At 59.3% G+C, this 17,941-nt stretch carries 16 protein-coding genes and 1 tRNA gene; 6 read left to right on the top strand and 11 right to left on the bottom strand.

From position 1 onward, the window contains the following. Positions 1-6: 6 nt before the first annotated feature. Both AGR2A_RS12990 and AGR2A_RS12985 read left to right on the top strand, forming a co-directional pair. Positions 7-429: a secondary thiamine-phosphate synthase enzyme YjbQ gene (locus tag AGR2A_RS12990; RefSeq protein ID WP_072494664.1), complete on the top strand. Its 423-nt coding sequence runs from the start codon at positions 7-9 to the stop codon at positions 427-429. A gap of 150 nt (positions 430-579) precedes the next feature. Further along, a complete protein-coding gene (locus AGR2A_RS12985; protein ID WP_004442876.1) occupies positions 580-915 on the top strand; it encodes a hypothetical protein in 336 nt (111 codons plus the stop codon). A gap of 156 nt (positions 916-1,071) precedes the next feature. Here the strand turns inward: AGR2A_RS12985 and AGR2A_RS12980 are convergent, their stop codons facing one another. Next, positions 1,072-1,815, bottom strand: coding sequence for an SIMPL domain-containing protein (locus AGR2A_RS12980; protein WP_004442875.1), 744 nt, complete (start codon positions 1,813-1,815; stop codon positions 1,072-1,074). Between the two features lie 178 nt (positions 1,816-1,993). On the opposite strand from AGR2A_RS12980, the gene AGR2A_RS12975 reads away from it, so the two are divergent. Continuing rightward, positions 1,994-2,069, top strand: a tRNA-Ile gene (locus AGR2A_RS12975). Between the two features lie 177 nt (positions 2,070-2,246). Here AGR2A_RS12975 and AGR2A_RS12970 read toward each other — a convergent pair. Beyond that, entirely contained in the window at positions 2,247-2,612 is a 366-nt protein-coding gene (locus tag AGR2A_RS12970; protein ID WP_004442874.1) for a hypothetical protein, read from the bottom strand. A gap of 211 nt (positions 2,613-2,823) precedes the next feature. Continuing rightward, complete coding sequence (locus tag AGR2A_RS12965) at positions 2,824-3,456, bottom strand: outer membrane protein (protein ID WP_022556638.1); 633 nt, start codon at positions 3,454-3,456, stop codon at positions 2,824-2,826. A gap of 436 nt (positions 3,457-3,892) precedes the next feature. Here AGR2A_RS12965 and AGR2A_RS12960 point away from each other — a divergent pair, with 436 nt between their 5' ends. Together AGR2A_RS12960 and AGR2A_RS12955 are read left to right on the top strand one after the other, a co-directional pair. Beyond that, on the top strand, positions 3,893-4,345 hold the full coding sequence (locus AGR2A_RS12960; RefSeq protein WP_004442872.1) for a hypothetical protein: 453 nt from the start codon (positions 3,893-3,895) through the stop codon (positions 4,343-4,345). Positions 4,346-4,544: 199 nt separating this feature from the next. Next, positions 4,545-5,105: a dual specificity protein phosphatase family protein gene (locus AGR2A_RS12955; protein ID WP_034498853.1), complete on the top strand. Its 561-nt coding sequence runs from the start codon at positions 4,545-4,547 to the stop codon at positions 5,103-5,105. Between the two features lie 130 nt (positions 5,106-5,235). Here AGR2A_RS12955 and AGR2A_RS12950 read toward each other — a convergent pair whose 3' ends face one another. After that, entirely contained in the window at positions 5,236-6,495 is a 1,260-nt protein-coding gene (locus AGR2A_RS12950) for an AGE family epimerase/isomerase (protein ID WP_167378200.1), read from the bottom strand. 179 nt (positions 6,496-6,674) lie between these two features. On the opposite strand from AGR2A_RS12950, the gene metH reads away from it, so the two are divergent. Beyond that, positions 6,675-10,448: a methionine synthase gene (gene metH, locus AGR2A_RS12945; RefSeq protein ID WP_072494663.1), complete on the top strand. Its 3,774-nt coding sequence runs from the start codon at positions 6,675-6,677 to the stop codon at positions 10,446-10,448. Positions 10,449-10,515: 67 nt separating this feature from the next. On the opposite strand, the gene AGR2A_RS12940 is transcribed toward metH, so the two are convergent. The 7 genes from AGR2A_RS12940 to AGR2A_RS12910 form a co-directional block, all read right to left on the bottom strand. Continuing rightward, entirely contained in the window at positions 10,516-11,847 is a 1,332-nt protein-coding gene (locus AGR2A_RS12940; protein WP_072494662.1) for an MFS transporter, read from the bottom strand. Between the two features lie 77 nt (positions 11,848-11,924). Next, positions 11,925-12,701 (bottom strand): AAA family ATPase, encoded by a 777-nt coding sequence (locus AGR2A_RS12935; protein WP_072494661.1) that lies wholly within the window; start codon positions 12,699-12,701, stop codon positions 11,925-11,927. Positions 12,702-12,759: 58 nt separating this feature from the next. Then, positions 12,760-13,803 (bottom strand): zinc-dependent alcohol dehydrogenase family protein, encoded by a 1,044-nt coding sequence (locus AGR2A_RS12930; protein ID WP_072494660.1) that lies wholly within the window; start codon positions 13,801-13,803, stop codon positions 12,760-12,762. 95 nt (positions 13,804-13,898) lie between these two features. After that, positions 13,899-14,957 carry an ABC transporter ATP-binding protein gene (locus AGR2A_RS12925; protein WP_072494659.1) on the bottom strand — a complete coding sequence of 353 codons (1,059 nt, stop codon included), beginning with the start codon at positions 14,955-14,957 and terminating at the stop codon, positions 13,899-13,901. 12 nt (positions 14,958-14,969) lie between these two features. After that, the gene (locus tag AGR2A_RS12920; protein WP_004442862.1) at positions 14,970-15,752 is read right to left on the bottom strand and encodes an ABC transporter permease; all 783 of its coding nucleotides are present in this window, start codon (positions 15,750-15,752) and stop codon (positions 14,970-14,972) included. Continuing rightward, complete coding sequence (locus tag AGR2A_RS12915; RefSeq protein WP_037089843.1) at positions 15,749-16,633, bottom strand: ABC transporter permease; 885 nt, start codon at positions 16,631-16,633, stop codon at positions 15,749-15,751. Before AGR2A_RS12915 ends, AGR2A_RS12920 begins: the two co-directional genes overlap by 4 nt. Before the next feature lie 100 nt (positions 16,634-16,733). Continuing rightward, entirely contained in the window at positions 16,734-17,840 is a 1,107-nt protein-coding gene (locus AGR2A_RS12910; RefSeq protein ID WP_006697730.1) for an ABC transporter substrate-binding protein, read from the bottom strand. Positions 17,841-17,941 lie beyond the last annotated feature (101 nt).

The raw sequence follows: 17,941 nt of genomic DNA, 5'->3' as shown, positions 1-17,941 counted from the left end.
AAAAACGTGCCGCAGAAGAAAATAATCATCTCTACCCACGGGCAGGGCCTTTACGAGTTTACCTCTGAAGCAAAAGGCTTCGTGAATCAGACTGGCGTAACGGAGGGTTTGCTGACAGCCTTTGTCCGGCACACGTCCTGTTCCCTGCTCATCCAGGAAAATGCCGATCCCGACGTTCGGAGCGATCTCACGGAGTTTTTCTCCCGTCTCGTCCCGCCTTCGAGCGATCCTTCCATGCGGTGGGTTGTCCACACCCTGGAGGGGCCCGACGACATGCCCGCCCACATCAAATCGGCGCTCACGATGGTTTCCATCGGCGTTCCCATCACGGATGGCAGGCTTGTGCTTGGCACCTGGCAGGGCCTTTATCTCTTCGAACATCGCGATCAGTCGCATCGGCGCGAAGTCGTGCTGCATATCTCGCCGTGATGTGCGGATCCTGATCGGGGTGTGCGCGTTAACCACCCTGAACGCCTGCTGAACATTCGGTTCTGCTGATATTCAGATGGGCGAGTCTAGGGTCTCGTCAATCGCCGGGGGATGTTCCCCCGCCGTCAAAGAAACAAACGGAGTGAGTTCATGTTCAGCACCTTCGCAAAAGCCGGCCTGGCTGCCCTCATCGCCCTTGGTGGTATTTCCGTCACCGCTCCAGCTGCTTCGGCCGGCTCGGATGTACAGTTCCGAGTTCAGGTTCAGGATGGTTATGGTCATCGTCCCGGCTGGGGCCGCCCGGATCGCCCGCGCCGTGGCTGCTCGCCCTGGCTTGCGGAAGAAAAGGCAAGCCGCATGGGTCTTCGCCGCGCGCGTGTTGTTGATGTATCTCCGCGCCGCGTCGTCGTTGCAGGTTTTGACCGCCACGGCCGTGACCGCATCGTATTCGCCAATGAGCGCGGCTGCCCGGTGATCCGCCGCTAAAGGCAGCGATCCTGATCGATCTGCCGGCATCCCCGTCCCGGCAGATGGACAAAACGCCCCTCGCTTCCTGAACGGTAGCGAGGGGCGTTTCATTTTATCTGTGCTACGGCGGAGGTCGAGCCGATGCGGGGCGGCCCAAAAGCCGCCCCTTGCCGATTACTGCTCGAGCGCGAAGGTGACGTTGACCACAACGCTGTAGCTGTTTTCACCAGAGGCAATCGGGACACTGTCCGCTTCCTTCGCCATGGAGGCGCGCATCATGGCCTGCGGCACCGGCATCGGGCGCTGCGAGTTTTCGGTGATCTGGATAACACGGCCGAGCTTTACGCCAGCAGCTTCCGTCAGGGTCTTGGCCTTGGAAAGAGCGTCTGCCACGGCCTGTTTGCGAGCCTCGGTGACGGTGGCTTCAGGCTTGTCGTTGGTGAAGCTGATGTCTCCACCCTGGTTGATGCCGAGCTTGACGGATGTATCGAGGATCGCGCCGAGTTTCTTCAGATCCCGCACCCGAACGGTCAGGCCGTTGGATACTTGGTAACCGGTGATTTCGGGAGCGACATAGACGCCGTCCTTTGGCTCATAATGCTTGTAGAGGGGCTGCACCGAGAAGTTGCTGGTCTGCAGGTCACGATCCTCGATCGCCGCCTCCTTCAGCGCCTTCAGAACATCGGCCAGCGCCTTTGAATTTTCCGAAAGAGCGGCGGCCGCGGTTTCTGCCTGCTTGACGACGCTGAACGACAGGATTGCCATATCAGGAGCGATGGCCGCCTGGCCTTCGCCGGAAACGCTGATTGTGGCTTCACGCGGGGTGGCCTCCTGCGCGAGCAACTGGCCGGAGAGCGGCATCATGGCTGCTGCTGTCATTGCGGTAAGTGCAAAAAGGCGGGCCGATTTTGTCTTCATGGTGTTTCCTCGTTGATTGAGTCCCTTGAACGGGTATTGCCTTAGATTGTGTAGCTAATACGGCGGCACTGTTTAGCGAAAGCATCAATGGCTTGTCGGGCTGTAAAAATTGCGTTAGAGCGTGACCACCGGATTCGAACCATTGCGAAACCGGTGTTTCGGATAGCGTTTTCCGAAGGGGCCTGTAGCTCAATGGTTAGAGCCGGCGGCTCATAACCGCTTGGTTGGGAGTTCGAGTCTCTCCAGGCCCACCATTTTTCTTTTTTAATCAGATGGTTGTTGATTTTCTGTGCTGATCGCGGGGGTGCTGTCGCGCCGCACGCAGTATCGGTGAGAGCGCGTGGTTGGGATGAAAATCGTATCCCGCAATCTCATTCGCTGAAAGCAGCCCGGCTTGCCATTTGAAGCAAACCGGGCCGCAGGATCGGACATTAGTTGCAGACCCGCATGCTTTCGGTGTGCCAGCCGCCGTCATAGGAATTCGGAACCCGTCGGTCTTCAAACCAGCAGCGCGGTGGCGGCGGTGGCGGTTCGTAATAACGGGGGCCGCTATTATTGGCGATGGCGCCGCCGATCAGGCCACCGATGACGCCTGCGGCGAGGCCTCCGGCAATGGCTGCGCCATCATTGTGGCGACGGTGTTCGCGATAGGGCGGTGGCGGCGGGCCGCCACGGTCGTAACCGCGATCGTAACGCGGACGGTAGGGATAGTCCTGCGCGCTGGCGCTGCCATAGGATGCGAAAATGCTGCCAGTGGCAACAAGCGCGGCAATCGTGGAAAGAATTATCTTTTTCATCGGGCTACTCCATAAGCCTGCTTCGGGAGATAGAGGCTCATTATGCCCGCATGATGGCACGGAAGTGCTGAACGGCTTGTGAATGTTTCATTTTTACGGAGTTCATATTGTTCCGTTTTTTCGCAGAGCGGATCGTAGCCTGCGCTGATCCTCTGCAACGAAAAAAGCCCGGCGGATGGCCGGGCTTCGGGTCTACAAAACTCGATTGTGATCAGAACTTCACGCCGAGGCCCACCTTGACGGTGTGCTGGTCAAGGTCGGTATTGATGCCAAATATGTCCTTGTCGCCGTAATCGTTGTAACGATATTCCAGCCTGCCGAAGACATTGTCGGTGAAGGCGTAATCCAGACCTGCGCCAACCGTGTAGCCGTTGAAGGTGGCGCTATCCTTGCCGGCGCCGGGGGTGTCGATGAAGCCGCGTGTGGCGGTCCAGCCGGCGGTGCCATAAAGCAGGGCGCGATCGAAGGCATAACCAACGCGGCCACGAACGGACCCTTGCCAGTCGGTGCCAATGTTCACACCCGCATAATCATTGTCATTCCAGTTATAGTCGACGTCACCCTCGATGCCGAGAACAAAATTATTGTCGAACTGGTAATTGTAGCCGGCGAAGGCGCCGAGAATGCCGCCATCGAAATTATCCGAGCCTATGGGGGCACCGGCCGAAAAATCACCATTTGCCCAGCCCGCGCCACCTTGAATACCAAGATAAGGACCAGACCAGGTGAAGACTGGCAACGTTTCCTGTGCGACCGGGGGCGCCGGTGTTTCGTAGACGGCATCCGCGGCCATTGCGGTGCTGGCCGAAAGGGCCAGGAGCGACGTTACGATCAGCGTTTTCATCGTTTTCTCCCTGAGCTGACTGATATGTAGCATAGTTTAGTAACTTTTAATATGGTGTGGCTTTCGGCGGTGCCAAGGGGCGGCTTGTCGTCCCTGCCGGCTGGCCTACTGAACTCCATGCCGCGGCGTTTCGTTATGTCCCGCCATGCTGTTCTGATGCTGCGAACGTCTTCGGCGGCGTTTGGTTCCCTTCGCCGTTCTTTCTGAGGACGGCAATGCCGGCGCTATCTGTCACGCTTGGTTGTCTTGACACCGGGGGGAGCACCCATAGAGTTGTGGCTGACGGCTGCGATGCCGGTGCTTCGCGCCATATGCTAGAGGCTTGAGCCGCCGTCGAGATAATACCCCAACGACCGCCTCGCGCGGCCGTTTGTGGCTGGAAGGGCAGGGGAGGGCAGAAACGTATGGAGCTTTATTTTAGCGGAGGAGGGGCGACGTGATTGTCGGAGCCGTTCTCAGCGCCATTCTTCTCCTCACCCTTATTGCATTTCCGCGGCATCTCAAACCAGTGGTCATCTGCCTGCTCCTGATATGGGCCGGCACGGCTGCCTTTGTCATTTACGACTGGCGTCGCAGCAGCCAGCGGCTGGAGCATATCGTCGCGACTGCCGGGTTCGAGGCCGCCTGTCCGGACCCTGCATTGCCCATTCGCGTCAGCTTCCGCAATGATAACAATGTCGCGGTGCAGCGTCTGACCTACACGCTGGAGGGATTCGAACCGGCCTTTCGAGCTTCCGTATCGTTCGATCCCTATCAGGTGAGCGAAAGGCGGATCGAAGCCGGGGAAACCTTCGCCGCCTGCCGGACATTTCGCCTGCGCAACAACGAGCGGGTGGAACCGCAAAGGCTGGAGTGGCGGGTTACCGTCATTTCCGCCGAATTTGATTGAAGAGATCACACCGGTGCCGGCAATCACGGTATTTTGAGAATTTATGCTTGGGTCCAAAGGCCCTGCATTGCAACCGCTCCATGGGCCTGCCGTGCCCCGGCTGCGTGCGAAGCGCACGGGCCGCGACGGGGCGTGACTTGTTTTCGCCGGTTTGCGGTGTCATCTGCCACACATTGGATTGATGTCGCGGGTTGATGTTTTGCGTATTTTTCTGAAGTTTTTGAAGATCACGGCTATTGGCCTCGTTGCCCTCCCGGTTTTGGCCGGCGCACATATGGGCATCGGCCAGCTGACGGGGAATTTTCACGAGGTCATTCCCGGCGAGCTTTATCGTTCGGCTCAGCCGAGTGGCAAGGACATCGCCGCTTACGCCAAGGCCTATGGCATCAAGACCATCATCAACCTGCGCGATGAAAAGCGTGAAGCCTGGTATGATACCGAAAGCAAGGCCGCGAAAAACAACGGCATCCGGCTGGTCGACTATCCGCTGAGCTCAAGCGAGAAAGTCTCGGTGGAAGATTCAGAAACGCTGGCGGCGGTGCTGCGCAACGCGGAAAAGCCTGTTCTCATCCATTGCGAACATGGCGCGAACCGCACCGGGCTTGCCTCTGCGATCTATGTTGCCGCCGTGGCAGGCAAGAGCGAGGCGGCCGCCGAGTTTCAACTTTCGCCCTATTACGGCCATGTGCCGATCCCCGGCATCGGGCGTTATGAAATGTATCAGTCCTGGGATGACTTCGAGGAAACCATCGGGTTCTGACTGCTGCTTTATCCTCGGCCCAATGCCGGGGATCTAACCGCGTTGCGTCCGGCCGATAGGCTGCAGATGCCCGGGACAAGCCCGAGCATGACAGTGGAGAAGTCTTCGAACGCCGTTGCGAACAACGCGCTTAATAAACCCCGCCGCTTTCCCCGATCACCCTTGTCAGGCTGCCCGTAGCCGGGAAAAGCGGGATGAGGCAGGCCTGGAGGGCGTGGTATATATCACCCTTGCCGGGGAACAGCGTGTGAGCGGGAACCAGATTTTCCGTCAGTTCCTCATGCCAGCCGCCATTTTCATGGTCGATGAAGCTGTTGGCGATGGTGCTCCAGATGCGGCGGTAGCTGTCTTCATAGAAAGGGTCCGCCGGCAGGTTTTCGTTGAGAAAATGGGCCGCACCCGCCGCTTCGCACATGGGCCACCAGAGCTTTGCCCGCTTGTCGGGATTGTCGTTCCAGTCGAGCGTATAAAAGAAGCCGCCCTTTTCCCGATCCCAGCCAAGCGCCATGGACTGCACGAACAGCGATTTGGCGGCCACCGGCATCCAGTCGTGGCGGCGATCACCCAACACCCAAAGCTGGAGGAGGAGGCGCGCCCATTCCAGCCAATGGCCGGGGGTGGAGCCGGAGGGACGGAACATCTCGTTGCCGCGATAGTCCTTGTCGAGTGTCCAGTTGTCGTCGAAATGCTCCGGAACCCGGAAATCCAGTTCACCGGCGCGACGGCGGATGAGAAGATCGGCGATGCGTTCGGCCTTGCCAAGGTAGTTTTTGTCGCCGGTCACCTCATAGGCGGCCATCAACGCTTCGGTCAGATGCATATTGGAATTCTGGCCGCGATAATTATCGATGGGCGACCAGTCGCGGTTGAATTCCTCGGCGATCGCGCCGTGTTTTTCTTCCCAGAAACGGGTTTCCAGCACTTCGGTAATATCGGCCAGCATCTGGTCGGCGAGCGGGTGGCCGACGGTCTTGGCGGAGGAGGCGGCCAGAAGCACGAAGGCATGGCCGTAACCCTGCTTGGTGGCGTCCAGGGGGCCGGCATCGTTAACCTGCCAGAAATAGCCGCCATGCTCGCTGTCGCGATGCCTGTTCCAGAGATAGGTCATGCCGTGGTCGACAATATCGCCACAGCCCGGACGGCCGAGCAGATGGCCGATGGAGAAGCAATGCACCATGCGCGCGGAGGCATGGATGCCGCGCACGGGATCGTTTGCCTGCAGCGGCGCGCCCTTGACATCGAGATCGAAGAAGCCGCCGGCAGGATTGAGCGCCCGGTACTGGAAGAAGTCGAAAAGCCCCTCGGCCTGTTTTACCAGCCACTGGCGGTGCCAGGGCAGGGTATTCCAGTTTCGGCTGTTGTGATCGTCCTCAGACATCGCGTCCTCCATGCGGTTTGCTGCTTCGGCTTATATCCTTGCCGTATAAACCTGTCATCTGTCAGCGATATTTCGTAACGTGACGCAACGACGCAAAGCCATGCCTGTCCCTTGAAGATATATTGACATAAACATATCTTTATGTGACTTGACGACTTGCGATCTTGCAAATCGAAATGAGGAGTGTGCCCGTGTTTGACGATCTGTTTGGCCCTGAGGGGGCAAAGCGCGACGGCGCGGAAATTTTCAAGGCGCTGCGCGAAGCCGCCAGCGAACGCATCCTCATTCTCGACGGCGCCATGGGCACGCAGATTCAGGGTCTCGGTTTTGACGAAGATCATTTTCGTGGTGACCGCTTCATCGGCTGCGTCTGTCACCAGAAAGGCAATAACGACCTTCTGATTCTGACCCAGCCGGACGCTATCGAAGACATCCACTATCGCTACGCCATGGCGGGTGCGGATATTCTCGAAACCAACACGTTTTCCTCGACCCGCATCGCGCAGGCCGATTACGAGATGGAAAATGCCGTCTACGACCTCAACCGCGAGGGTGCGCAGATCGTCCGCCGCGCCGCCCAGCGCGCCGAGCGGGAGGATGGCCGCCGCCGTTTCGTGGCCGGCGCCATCGGCCCCACCAACCGTACGGCTTCCATTTCGCCTGATGTCAACAATCCCGGTTACCGCGCCGTCAGCTTTGACGATCTGCGTATCGCCTATGGCGAGCAGATCGACGGCCTGATCGACGGCGGCGCCGATATCATCCTCATCGAGACGATCTTCGATACGCTGAATGCAAAGGCGGCGATCTTCGCCTGCGAGGAGCGTTTCGAGGCCAAGGGCATCCGCCTGCCGGTTATGATCTCGGGCACGATCACAGACCTATCCGGCCGCACGCTTTCCGGCCAGACGCCGTCTGCCTTCTGGAATTCGGTGCGCCACGCCAACCCCTTTACCATCGGCCTCAACTGTGCGCTCGGTGCGGATGCCATGCGTCCGCACCTGCAGGAGCTATCGGATGTCGCCGATACCTTCGTCTGTGCCTATCCGAATGCAGGCCTGCCGAACGAGTTCGGGCAATATGACGAAACGCCTGAGATGATGGCGCGTCAGGTGCAGGGTTTCGCCCGCGACGGCCTCGTGAACATCGTTGGCGGTTGCTGCGGCTCGACGCCGGAGCATATCCGGGCGATCGCCGAAGCGGTGAAGGATTACAAGCCGCGCCCGATCCCCGAGCACAAGCCCTTCATGTCGCTTTCAGGCCTTGAGCCCTTCGTGCTGACCAAGGACATTCCCTTCGTCAACGTCGGCGAGCGCACCAACGTCACCGGCTCGGCCAAGTTCCGCAAGCTCATCACCGCCGGTGATTACACGGCGGCGCTGGCCGTTGCCCGCGATCAGGTGGAAAACGGCGCGCAGATCATCGACATCAACATGGATGAAGGCCTGATCGATTCCGAAAAGGCGATGGTGGAGTTTTTGAACCTCATCGCTGCCGAGCCCGACATCGCCCGCGTGCCTGTCATGATCGACTCGTCGAAGTTCGAGATCATCGAGGCCGGTCTGAAATGCGTTCAGGGCAAGTCGATCGTCAACTCGATTTCGCTGAAGGAAGGCGAGGAGAAGTTTCTCCAGCAGGCGCGGCTCGTCCACAATTACGGCGCGGCAGTCGTTGTCATGGCCTTTGACGAGGTGGGGCAGGCGGATACCTATCAGCGGAAGGTGGAAATCTGCGCGCGGGCCTACAAGCTGCTGACCGAAAAGGCCGGGCTGGCGCCTGAGGACATCATCTTCGATCCGAACGTCTTTGCTGTCGCGACCGGTATCGAGGAGCACAATAATTACGGCGTTGATTTCATCGAGGCCACCAAGACCATCCGCGAAACCATGCCGCTTACGCATATTTCCGGTGGCGTTTCCAACCTTTCCTTCTCCTTCCGCGGCAATGAACCGGTGCGCGAGGCGATGCATGCCGTGTTCCTGTATCACGCCATCCAGGTTGGCATGGATATGGGCATCGTCAACGCCGGTCAGCTTGCGGTTTATGACAATATCGACCCGGAGCTTCGCGAGGCCTGCGAGGACGTGGTGCTGAACCGCCGCGATGACGCGACCGAACGCCTGCTGGAGGTCGCGGAGCGTTTCCGGGGCACGGGCGCCAAGGATACCAAGGTTCAGGATCTTTCCTGGCGTGAACTGCCCGTCGAGAAAAGGCTGGAGCACGCGCTGGTCAACGGCATCACCGAATATATCGAGGCCGATACGGAAGAGGCGCGCCAGAAGGCGGAGCGTCCACTGCACGTCATCGAAGGGCCGCTGATGGCCGGCATGAACGTGGTGGGTGACCTCTTCGGTTCGGGCAAGATGTTCCTGCCGCAGGTGGTGAAATCCGCCCGCGTGATGAAGCAGGCCGTGGCGGTGCTTCTTCCTTACATGGAGGAAGAAAAGCGCCTGAACGGCGGCGAAGAGAAGAAGGCGGCCGGCAAGGTGCTGATGGCGACCGTCAAGGGCGATGTGCACGATATCGGCAAGAACATCGTCGGTGTCGTTCTCGCCTGCAACAATTACGAGATCATCGATCTCGGCGTCATGGTGCCGACGACGAAAATCCTCGAAACGGCAATCGCCGAAAAGGTGGATGTGATCGGCCTTTCCGGCCTCATTACGCCGTCGCTGGACGAGATGGTGCATGTGGCCGCAGAAATGGAACGGCAGGGTTTCGACATCCCGCTGCTAATCGGTGGTGCGACGACGAGCCGTGTGCATACGGCGGTAAAAATTCATCCGCGGTATGAGCAGGGGCAGGCGATCTATGTGACCGACGCCTCGCGCGCCGTGGGCGTCGTGTCGGCGCTTCTCTCCGCCGAGCAGAAGCCGGCTTATATCGACGGTATTCGCAGCGAATATGCCAAGGTGGCAGAGGCTCACGCCCGCAACGAGCGTGAGAAGCAGCGCCTGCCGCTTTCCCGCGCCCGCGAGAATGCGCACAAGATTGACTGGTCGAGCTATAGCGCCGTCAAGCCACAATTCTTCGGCACAAAGGTATTCGAGACCTATGATCTGGAAGAGCTTTCTCGCTATATCGACTGGACGCCGTTTTTCCAGACCTGGGAATTGAAGGGCCGCTTCCCCGCGATTCTCGATGACGAGAAGCAGGGCGAGGCGGCGCGTCAGCTCTATAGCGATGCGCAGGCGATGCTGAAGAAGATCATTGAGGAGAACTGGTTCCGGCCGCGCGCGGTGATCGGCTTCTGGCCGGCTAATGCGGTGGGCGACGATATCAGGCTGTTTACCAATGAGAGCCGCAATGAAGAGCTGGCGACCTTCTTCACGTTGCGCCAGCAGCTTTCCAAGCGAGACGGACGTCCCAACGTGGCGCTGTCCGATTTCGTCGCGCCTGTCGATAGCGGTGTTGCCGATTATGTCGGCGGCTTCGTGGTAACGGCGGGTATCGAGGAAGTGGCGATTGCCGAGCGTTTCGAGCGGGCGAATGATGATTATTCGTCCATCCTCGTCAAGGCGCTGGCCGACCGTTTCGCGGAAGCCTTCGCCGAGCGCATGCATGAGCGGGTGCGTAAGGAGTTCTGGGGTTATGCACCGGATGAGGCTTTTGCCGGTGATGAGCTGATTGGCGAGGCCTATGCCGGTATCCGCCCGGCACCTGGTTATCCGGCCCAGCCCGACCACACCGAAAAGAAGACGCTGTTTGCCCTGCTCGACGCCACCAATGCGGCGGGTGTGGAATTGACGGAAAGTTACGCCATGTGGCCGGGTTCTTCCGTGTCGGGCATCTATATCGGCCACCCCGAAAGCTATTATTTCGGCGTTGCCAAGGTGGAGCGTGATCAGGTGCTGGATTATGCGCGCCGCAAGGATATGCCGGTTGAGGAAGTGGAGCGCTGGCTCGGCCCTGTGCTCAACTACGTGCCAACGAACGGCGAGGAGAAAATCGATAGCGCGGCCTGATGGTTCACGCATTGCCGGGATAAATAAAAAGCGCGGGTTGCCCGCGCTTTTTTGTTTACTGTGGAACCTACGACCGCAACGCTGCCAGTTCCTCAATGCCGACATGGCTCTCTATCTCGCTGCCGCGCAGATAGAGGTAGAGACCGATCGCGAAGGCGAGGGCGGCGATGAAGACCAGATACCAGGCGTGGGCCATGGGGTTGATCGCAAGCGCCGTCGTCACGCCGATCGGCGTCAGCCCGCCGAAGACGGCATAAGAGACGTTGTAGGCGAAGGAGAGGCCGGAAAAACGGACGGATGCCGGAAACGCCCGCACCATGACATAGGGCACCGCACCGGCCATGCCGACCGAAAGGCCCATGACGCCGTAAAGCAAGAACATGGTCTGAAGCGAGGTGCCGGCGTAGCTGTAGAAGGTGAAGGTGGCGATACCGAAGAAGATGCTGGCGCCCATGAAGAAGAGGCCGGAGCCGATACGGTCGATCAGCGCCCCGGCAATGATGACGCCGAAGATCAGGAACAGCGTGCCGAAGCTGGTGCCGGCGAGCGCCTGCGTTGGCGTATAGCCGTAGAGCTTTTGCAGGAAGGTCGCCGTCATCAGCGTGGTGACGACGATTGCCGCTGACAGAACCCAGGTCAGCAGGGCGGAGATGATCACGCCGCGCATATGGTGCTTCAGCACCAGCCCGAGCGGCAGCTTGTCCGTCAGTGACTTCGACTTCTTCATTTCCATGAAGATCGGCGTCTCTTCCAGCCAGCGGCGCAGATAAACGGCGATGAGGCCGAAAATGCCGCCGAGCAGGAAGGGGATGCGCCAGGCGTAACCGGCCACGTCTTCCGGCGTGAAAAGCGAATTGATGGCAAAGGCGATCAACGAGCCCAGCATGATGCCAAAGGAAAGACCGGAGGTGAGGAAACCACAGGCAAGCCCGACGCGGCGGAAGGGCACGTGTTCGGCAACGAAGGTCCAGGCGCCGGGCACTTCACCGCCGATGGCGGCACCCTGCAGCATGCGCAGGATGATGAGCAGGATGGGAGCGGCCACGCCAATGGTGGCGTAGGTCGGCATCAGTGCCATGCCCAGCGTGGAAAGAGCCATCAAGAGGATCGAGAAAGCGAAGACACGCTTGCGGCCGTAACGGTCGCCATAATGCGCCAGTACGATACCGCCCAGCGGCCGCACCAGATAGCCGGCGGCAAAGATGCCGAAGGTCTGGATCATCACCAGCCAATCCGGCATCTCAGGCGGGAAGAACAGATGGCCGATCACGGTCGCGAAAAATACGAAAATGATGAAGTCGTAAAATTCGAGCGCACCGCCCAGGGCCGAAAGGCCGAGCGTTTTGTAATCCTGGCTATTGAGGGGCCGGGCTGCCGCCGGTGTGGTGGTGGGAGACATGAGGCTGCTTCTTTTCTAAATTTCGTATTACTTATGGGAATGCGGCAAGCGCAGCGCGATTTCAAGCCTTATGCTGTTCAATCACTCAGGTATTTCGATGGGCTGTCGAGAAAGCGCCGGAGGAAGGCGATGGTCTCCAACTCGTCATAAAGACGTTCGGTGATACCATCCTCGTCGAAATGATAAATCGTTGCCTCTGGAATGGCCAAAAGGACGGGCGAATGGGTGGCGATGATCAATTGCCCGCCTCGATCGGCCGCATGGCGGATGAGCGCGGCGAGTTCGAGCTGTTTCTGCATTGAAAGCGGGCTTTCCGGTTCATCCAGAAAATAAAGACCGGCACCGTGCAACCTCTGCTGCATGATGTCCATAAACCCTTCGCCGTGGGAACGGCGGTCGAGTATATTGTTCCTGACGATCCTGCGAAATGTCTCGGGCGTTTCCTCTGGAAAATCCTCGCCTTTTTTCAGTGCCTTTTCCCGCTCCCAGCGAAAATCGTCCAGCGCTTCCTCATTCTGGCGGCGGATATAACCAAGCACGTCTTCGGCGCGCAGAAACATGCGGATTTTCGGATATTTCTTGCGGGCGAAATAGAACGACTTCGCCACGGTCTCGGCGTGCTGAAGGTAAAGGTCGCCGGTTACCTGACCGTGATTGCCGATGGCATAGGCAGTCATTCCCGCCGCCAGTCCTTCCAGCAGCGTTGATTTGCCCGAACCGTTATTGCCGGCGAAAAAGGTGATCGGCGTCTTGAACTCGAGGCGTTCCAGATGGCGCAGCGCAGGGACGGAGAAGGGATAGACGTCGCTTACGTCGAGGTTCTCTTTTGTGATTACGCTATCGAGAAACAGCATGTTGGGCTCCTCCTGACGGAAGACACTTAAACGGTCACCGTGTCAAAAGCCATTATCCCTATTCGAAACGGTCGATGATGCTGATGCCGCTTTCCCTGAAGCTGTCCATGGCGGGCAAGGCAGCTGCGGCCTCGGAAAGCGTGATGTGGCGGCCGATCAGCTTTTCCGGCGCGAGCCTGCCGCTTTCGATCATCGCCAGCATGTCCTCATAACGCCACGCCTGCATGCCGTGGCTACCATAGATCTCCAGCTCATGCGCGATCACCCGCGCCATGGGAATGGCGGGCATGGCGTGGTCGGCGAGCATGAGGCCCACCTGCACGTGACGGCCGCGCCGACGCAGATTGCTGATGGAGTTGCAGCAGGTCTGCGGGTGACCCAGCGCATCGACCGAAACATGTGCACCACCGCCAGTGATCTCGCGCACCGCTTCGGAGACGTCGGCCAAGGACCGGCTGTTGATGGTGGCCGTTGCGCCGAGCTGACGGGCCATTTCGAGCTTGTCTTCGGCGATGTCGATGGCGACGACCTGCGCACCGAGGCCGACGCCGATCATAATGGCAGACAGGCCGACGCCGCCGCAGCCATGCACCGCCAGCCATTCACCGCCCTTCAGGCGTCCCTGATCGGTCACTGCCCGGAAGGAGGTGGCAAACCGGCAGCCGAGGCCGGCCGCCGTTGCGTAGCTCATCGTATCCGGCAGATGCACGAGGTTCTGATCGGCGTAATCGATGGCGACATATTCGGCGAAGGAGCCCCAATGGGTGAAGCCGGGCTGGAACTGCGCCTCGCAGACCTGCTGGTTGCCGGAGCGGCACTCATGGCAATGACCGCAGCCGGAGACGAAGGGCACGGTGACGCGGTCGCCGGTCTTGAAGCGGGTGACGTTTTTGCCGACAGCGGCAATCACCCCGGCGAATTCGTGGCCGGGAACATGCGGCAGGCGAATATCCGGGTCATGTCCCATCCAACCGTGCCAATCACTTCGGCAAAGGCCGGTGGCCTTTACCTCGATGACCACACCGCCATCTGTCGGTTCCGGATCCGGCAGGGACGCGACAACGGGGGTCTCACCGAATCGTTCGTAATAAAGCGCGCGCATCATGGCCTCACATCGTTGGTATGCAGGTTCGAAGTCATACCTGCTCTACCATCTCCCGCAAATGGGCGAAGCGGTTTTGCGTCTGGAAAAGCGTTTTAGTCCTTGATAAGCATCAGGTCGCCGGCTGCGAATTTCAGCGTGACCTGCTCACCGACGGCGGGCGGTGCTGTGCCGGGATCGTTGAACATGTCGAATGACAGCGTGGATCCGCCGAGATCGAGGCGGGTGCGGATGACCGAGCCGAGGAACTGGCTGGAGGTGACCGTGCCGGAAATGGCGACATCGCCTTTCGCGTCGCTGCCGAGCGAACCCGCTTCAGGGCGCAGGGCAAGGGTGATTTTTTCGCCGTTGGCCGCATTGACCGGCTTTTGCAGGGTGATCTGCTGCTCCCCGACCTGGATGGTGTTGGATGAGGAGTCCGCCACGATCGCGTCGATGAGGTTCAGCGTGCCCACGAAGGAAGCGACGAAGCGGGTCGCGGGCGTGTTGTAGATATCGAAGGGCGAGCCGATCTGGTCGGCGCGGCCGGCATTCATGACAACGATGCGGTCGGAAATCGACAGGGCCTCTTCCTGATCGTGGGTCACGAAAATGGTGGTGATGCCGAGTTTCTGCTGAATCTGGCGGATTTCCTCGCGCAGCGAAACACGGATCTTGGCGTCGAGTGCCGAGAGCGGTTCGTCCAGCAAAAGCACTTCCGGCTTCGGCGCGAGCGCACGGGCCAACGCCACGCGTTGCTGTTGGCCACCCGACATCTGGTAGGGATAACGGTCAGCCAGATGCTCCAGGTGGATGAGCTGGAGCATTTCTTTCACGCGCGCGTCGATTGCGGCTTTCGGTTTGCCAGCGACTTTCAGGCCGAAGGCGACGTTTTCATAGACGTTCATGTTCGGGAACAGCGCATAAGCCTGGAACACCATGCCAATATTGCGCTGGTTGGGCCGGAGCGTTGTCTGGTCCCTGCCGTTGATGACGATCGAGCCTCCGGTCGGGATTTCGAACCCGGCGATCATGCGCAGTACCGTGGTCTTGCCGCAGCCCGATGGCCCGAGGAAGGAGACGAACTCGCCCTTTTCGATGGCCATGTTGAAATCATGTACGACCTGGACGGAGCCGAAGGATTTCTTGATGTTGCTAAGTGTCAAAAAGCTCATGAAATATTGTCCTCAGGCCTTGGGAGGCGCGCCCTTCTGGTAGCGTGAAACGAGTTGGATCAGACCGAGGCAACCCCAGGTAATGCCGAAGGAAATCACGGCAAGCGCTGCCGGTTCATAGGCGCGGTTGGCACCCAGCAGCTGCATGTAGGGGCCGAAGGCCGGGCGGTTCAAAAGGGCTGCCATGGTGAATTCACCGATGACGATGGCAAAGGTCAGGAAGGCGCCCGACAGCACGGCGACCAGAACATTGGGCAGGATGATGCGCGAGAGGATGGTCGTCCAGCCCGCGCCAAGGCTCTGCGCCGCTTCCGTCAGTGTCGCCACGTCGATGGTTCTGAGGCCGGTATCGACGGCGCGGTACATATAGGGCAGGGCGAGCGTGGCATAACCGAACATCAGAAGCAGGTTGGTGCCGAAGCTCGTGCCGGTCAGCGGCAGCCAGCTGGAGGTATTGTAAAGCCTGATATAACCGAAGACGATGACGATGGCCGGGATGACCAGCGGCAGAAGCGTGATGAATTCGATATAGGGGCGCAGGCCCGGCAGTTTCAGACGCACCCAATAGGCTGTCGGCACCACCAGCAGGACGCCGAAAATGATGGTGAACAGCGCCATGACGACGGAATAGCTGAAGGTTTCCTGGAAGCGCGGGTCGCCCAGCACCTTGGCATAAGCGTCGAAAGAATATTCGCCGCGCCGCATTTTCAGCGAGAAATTGGTCATGCCGATCAGCGGCAGGGCGAAATAGAGCAGGCCGAAAATCAGCGCGCCCCAGGCGAAGAAACGCTTCATTTCAGCCACCTTTCGCTGCGGGCGCGCAGCCAGATATAAAGTGCATTGGCGATGCCTGTCACGACGATCATGCCGAAGGCGAGCGCGTAACCGAGATGCGGATTGCCGAGAACGTCGCCGCGAATCTGCGCGAAGAGCAGGATCGGTACGATGTTGAGCGAGGAGCCGGTGAGCGCAATTGCGGTGGCCACTGCGCCGAAGGCATTGGCAAACAGCAGTGACATGGTGCCGAGCAGCGACGGCAGCAAGATCGGAAAGGCCACCATGCGCCAATATTGAAAGCCGGTGGCTCCGAGAATTTCCGCCGCTTCGCGCCATTCGCGCTTCAGGCCGTCAAGCGCGGGCGTGATGATGAGGATCATCAGCGGAATCTGGAAGAACAGATAGGTGACGGTGAGACCCCAGAAGGACAGGATGTTGAAGCCGAGCATCCTGAGATCGATGCCGACCTGCGTCTTCAGGAAGACGGTCAGGAGGCCGACCGGGCCAAGCGTGGCGATGAATGCGAAGGCAAGCGGTACCCCGGCGAATTGCGAGGCGACGCCTGAAAAGGTGAGAAGCGGTCCGCGGATACGCTGCGGCAGACCACCGAGCACTACGGCCGCGGCGACGGCAAAGCCGATGAGGCAGCCGAGCGCTGCAGAAGCGAGGCTGATCTTTATCGAGATCCAGTAGGCCGAAAGGATGGATGCGGTAAAAAGCCCTGCAATGTTTTCAAGCGTGAAAGTTCCGTCTGTCCGCTGGAACGCGCCAACGACGATCTTCATCGTCGGCATAATCAGAAACAGCAGCACAAAAACGGCAAAAGGTACGACGCCTATCCAATGCAGCGGCAGCTTTCTGCGCGCGTCGGATGGTCCGCCGGTGTTGGTTGATGGCATCCTTGTCCCCAAACGCCGTTTTCAAACGGTCTGTCTATAAAGGTCTATATTATAAAAGAAGCACCCCGGCTTTGATCGGCCGGGGTGCGTTTTCAACAATTTACTTCACGTTCGCGCCGACAACGCTATCCCAGCCGCCAGTGACGGCCGCCTTGTTGGCATCGACTTCCTCGAGCGTCGGGAAGATCGCCTTTTCATAGGCTGCTGCCGGCGGCAGGCTGTCGATCAGGTCCTGCGGAACCTTGCCGGCCTTGACCATGGCGTTGAAGCGGATCGGGTGGCAATAACCCTTCAGCCAGCCGAGCTGACCGTCGTCGGAGTAGAGGTGCTCCATCCACAGCTTGGCGGCATTCGGATGCGGGGCGTAAGCGGAAATGCCCTGCACGTAAACACCGGCGAGAACGCCCTTCTCGGGAACGACGACTTCCGTCGGCGGGTTGTCGTTCAGCGTCTTCTTCCAGGACAGCGCATTATAGTCCCAGGCAACGATAATCGGCGTGGCACCCTGTGCAAGTGTACCGGCCTTGCCAATAGTCGGCAGGAAGTTGCCAGCCTTGTTGAGGTCGGCGAAATATTTCAGGCCGGCTTCACCGGCTTCCTTGCCGGATTTTGCTCCGGTTGAAAGACCGGCGGCGAGAACACCGAGGATAGCCTGGTTGGAGGCGCGCGGGTCACCCGCAAGCGCGACCTGACCGGAATAGTCAGCCTTCAGAAGGTCTGCCCAGTCCTTCGGCGTTTCCTTGACAAGATCCTTGTTCACGAAGAACGACATCACGCCGTAATAGTCGCCGTACCAGTAACCTTCGGGATCCTTGACGTTGTCAGGAATTTCGTCCCAGGTGGAGACCTTGTAGGGCTGCAGCAGGCCTTCGGCCTTCATCTGCGGGCCGAAAGCAAGACCGACGTCAATGACGTCAGGCGCCTGCGGGCCCTTATTGTCCTTGTTTGCCTTGACTGCTTCGACTTCGTCGGCGGAGCCGGCGTCGGGGTTCAGTTCATTGACGGTGATTTCCGGATATTTCGCCTTGAAGGCGGCGATCACGTCGCCGTAACCACACCAGTCGTGCGGCAGGGCGATGGTGGTCAGCATGCCTTCCTTCTTGGCGGCGGCGATCAGTTCGGCGCTCGGCTCAGCGGCGGCGATCGCGGTGGAAGCGATAACCAGTGCGGTGGTCGTAGCAAGCAGTCGGCGGCAGTGAGAGATCACTTTTTTCTCCTCTTCGTGTTCTCATATTGCGGACGCTGATACGGATTCTCGATGAAGCTAATGTGACGGCTGGATGGCAATTCATTTATCCGGATTCCGCC

Origin of the sequence: Agrobacterium genomosp. 2 str. CFBP 5494, assembly GCF_900013495.1 — a bacterium.
GTDB classification, from domain to species: domain Bacteria; phylum Pseudomonadota; class Alphaproteobacteria; order Rhizobiales; family Rhizobiaceae; genus Agrobacterium; species Agrobacterium pusense.
The sequence above is the reverse complement of the archived record's forward strand: the minus strand, read 5'-3'. Positions and strand labels throughout refer to the sequence as shown.

Bases quoted from the DNA above. Each gene is read 5' to 3' on its own strand.
- AGR2A_RS12985 (WP_004442876.1), top strand. From the start codon at position 580: ATGTTCAGCACCTTCGCAAAAGCCGGCCTGGCTGCCCTCATCGCCCTT.
- AGR2A_RS12980 (WP_004442875.1), bottom strand. From the start codon at position 1,815: ATGAAGACAAAATCGGCCCGCCTTTTTGCACTTACCGCAATGACAGCA.
- AGR2A_RS12970 (WP_004442874.1), bottom strand. From the start codon at position 2,612: ATGAAAAAGATAATTCTTTCCACGATTGCCGCGCTTGTTGCCACTGGC.
- AGR2A_RS12965 (WP_022556638.1), bottom strand. From the start codon at position 3,456: ATGAAAACGCTGATCGTAACGTCGCTCCTGGCCCTTTCGGCCAGCACC.
- AGR2A_RS12950 (WP_167378200.1), bottom strand. From the start codon at position 6,495: ATGGAGGACGCGATGTCTGAGGACGATCACAACAGCCGAAACTGGAAT.
- AGR2A_RS12940 (WP_072494662.1), bottom strand. From the start codon at position 11,847: ATGTCTCCCACCACCACACCGGCGGCAGCCCGGCCCCTCAATAGCCAG.
- AGR2A_RS12935 (WP_072494661.1), bottom strand. From the start codon at position 12,701: ATGCTGTTTCTCGATAGCGTAATCACAAAAGAGAACCTCGACGTAAGC.
- AGR2A_RS12930 (WP_072494660.1), bottom strand. From the start codon at position 13,803: ATGCGCGCGCTTTATTACGAACGATTCGGTGAGACCCCCGTTGTCGCG.
- AGR2A_RS12925 (WP_072494659.1), bottom strand. From the start codon at position 14,957: ATGAGCTTTTTGACACTTAGCAACATCAAGAAATCCTTCGGCTCCGTC.
- AGR2A_RS12920 (WP_004442862.1), bottom strand. From the start codon at position 15,752: ATGAAGCGTTTCTTCGCCTGGGGCGCGCTGATTTTCGGCCTGCTCTAT.
- AGR2A_RS12915 (WP_037089843.1), bottom strand. From the start codon at position 16,633: ATGCCATCAACCAACACCGGCGGACCATCCGACGCGCGCAGAAAGCTG.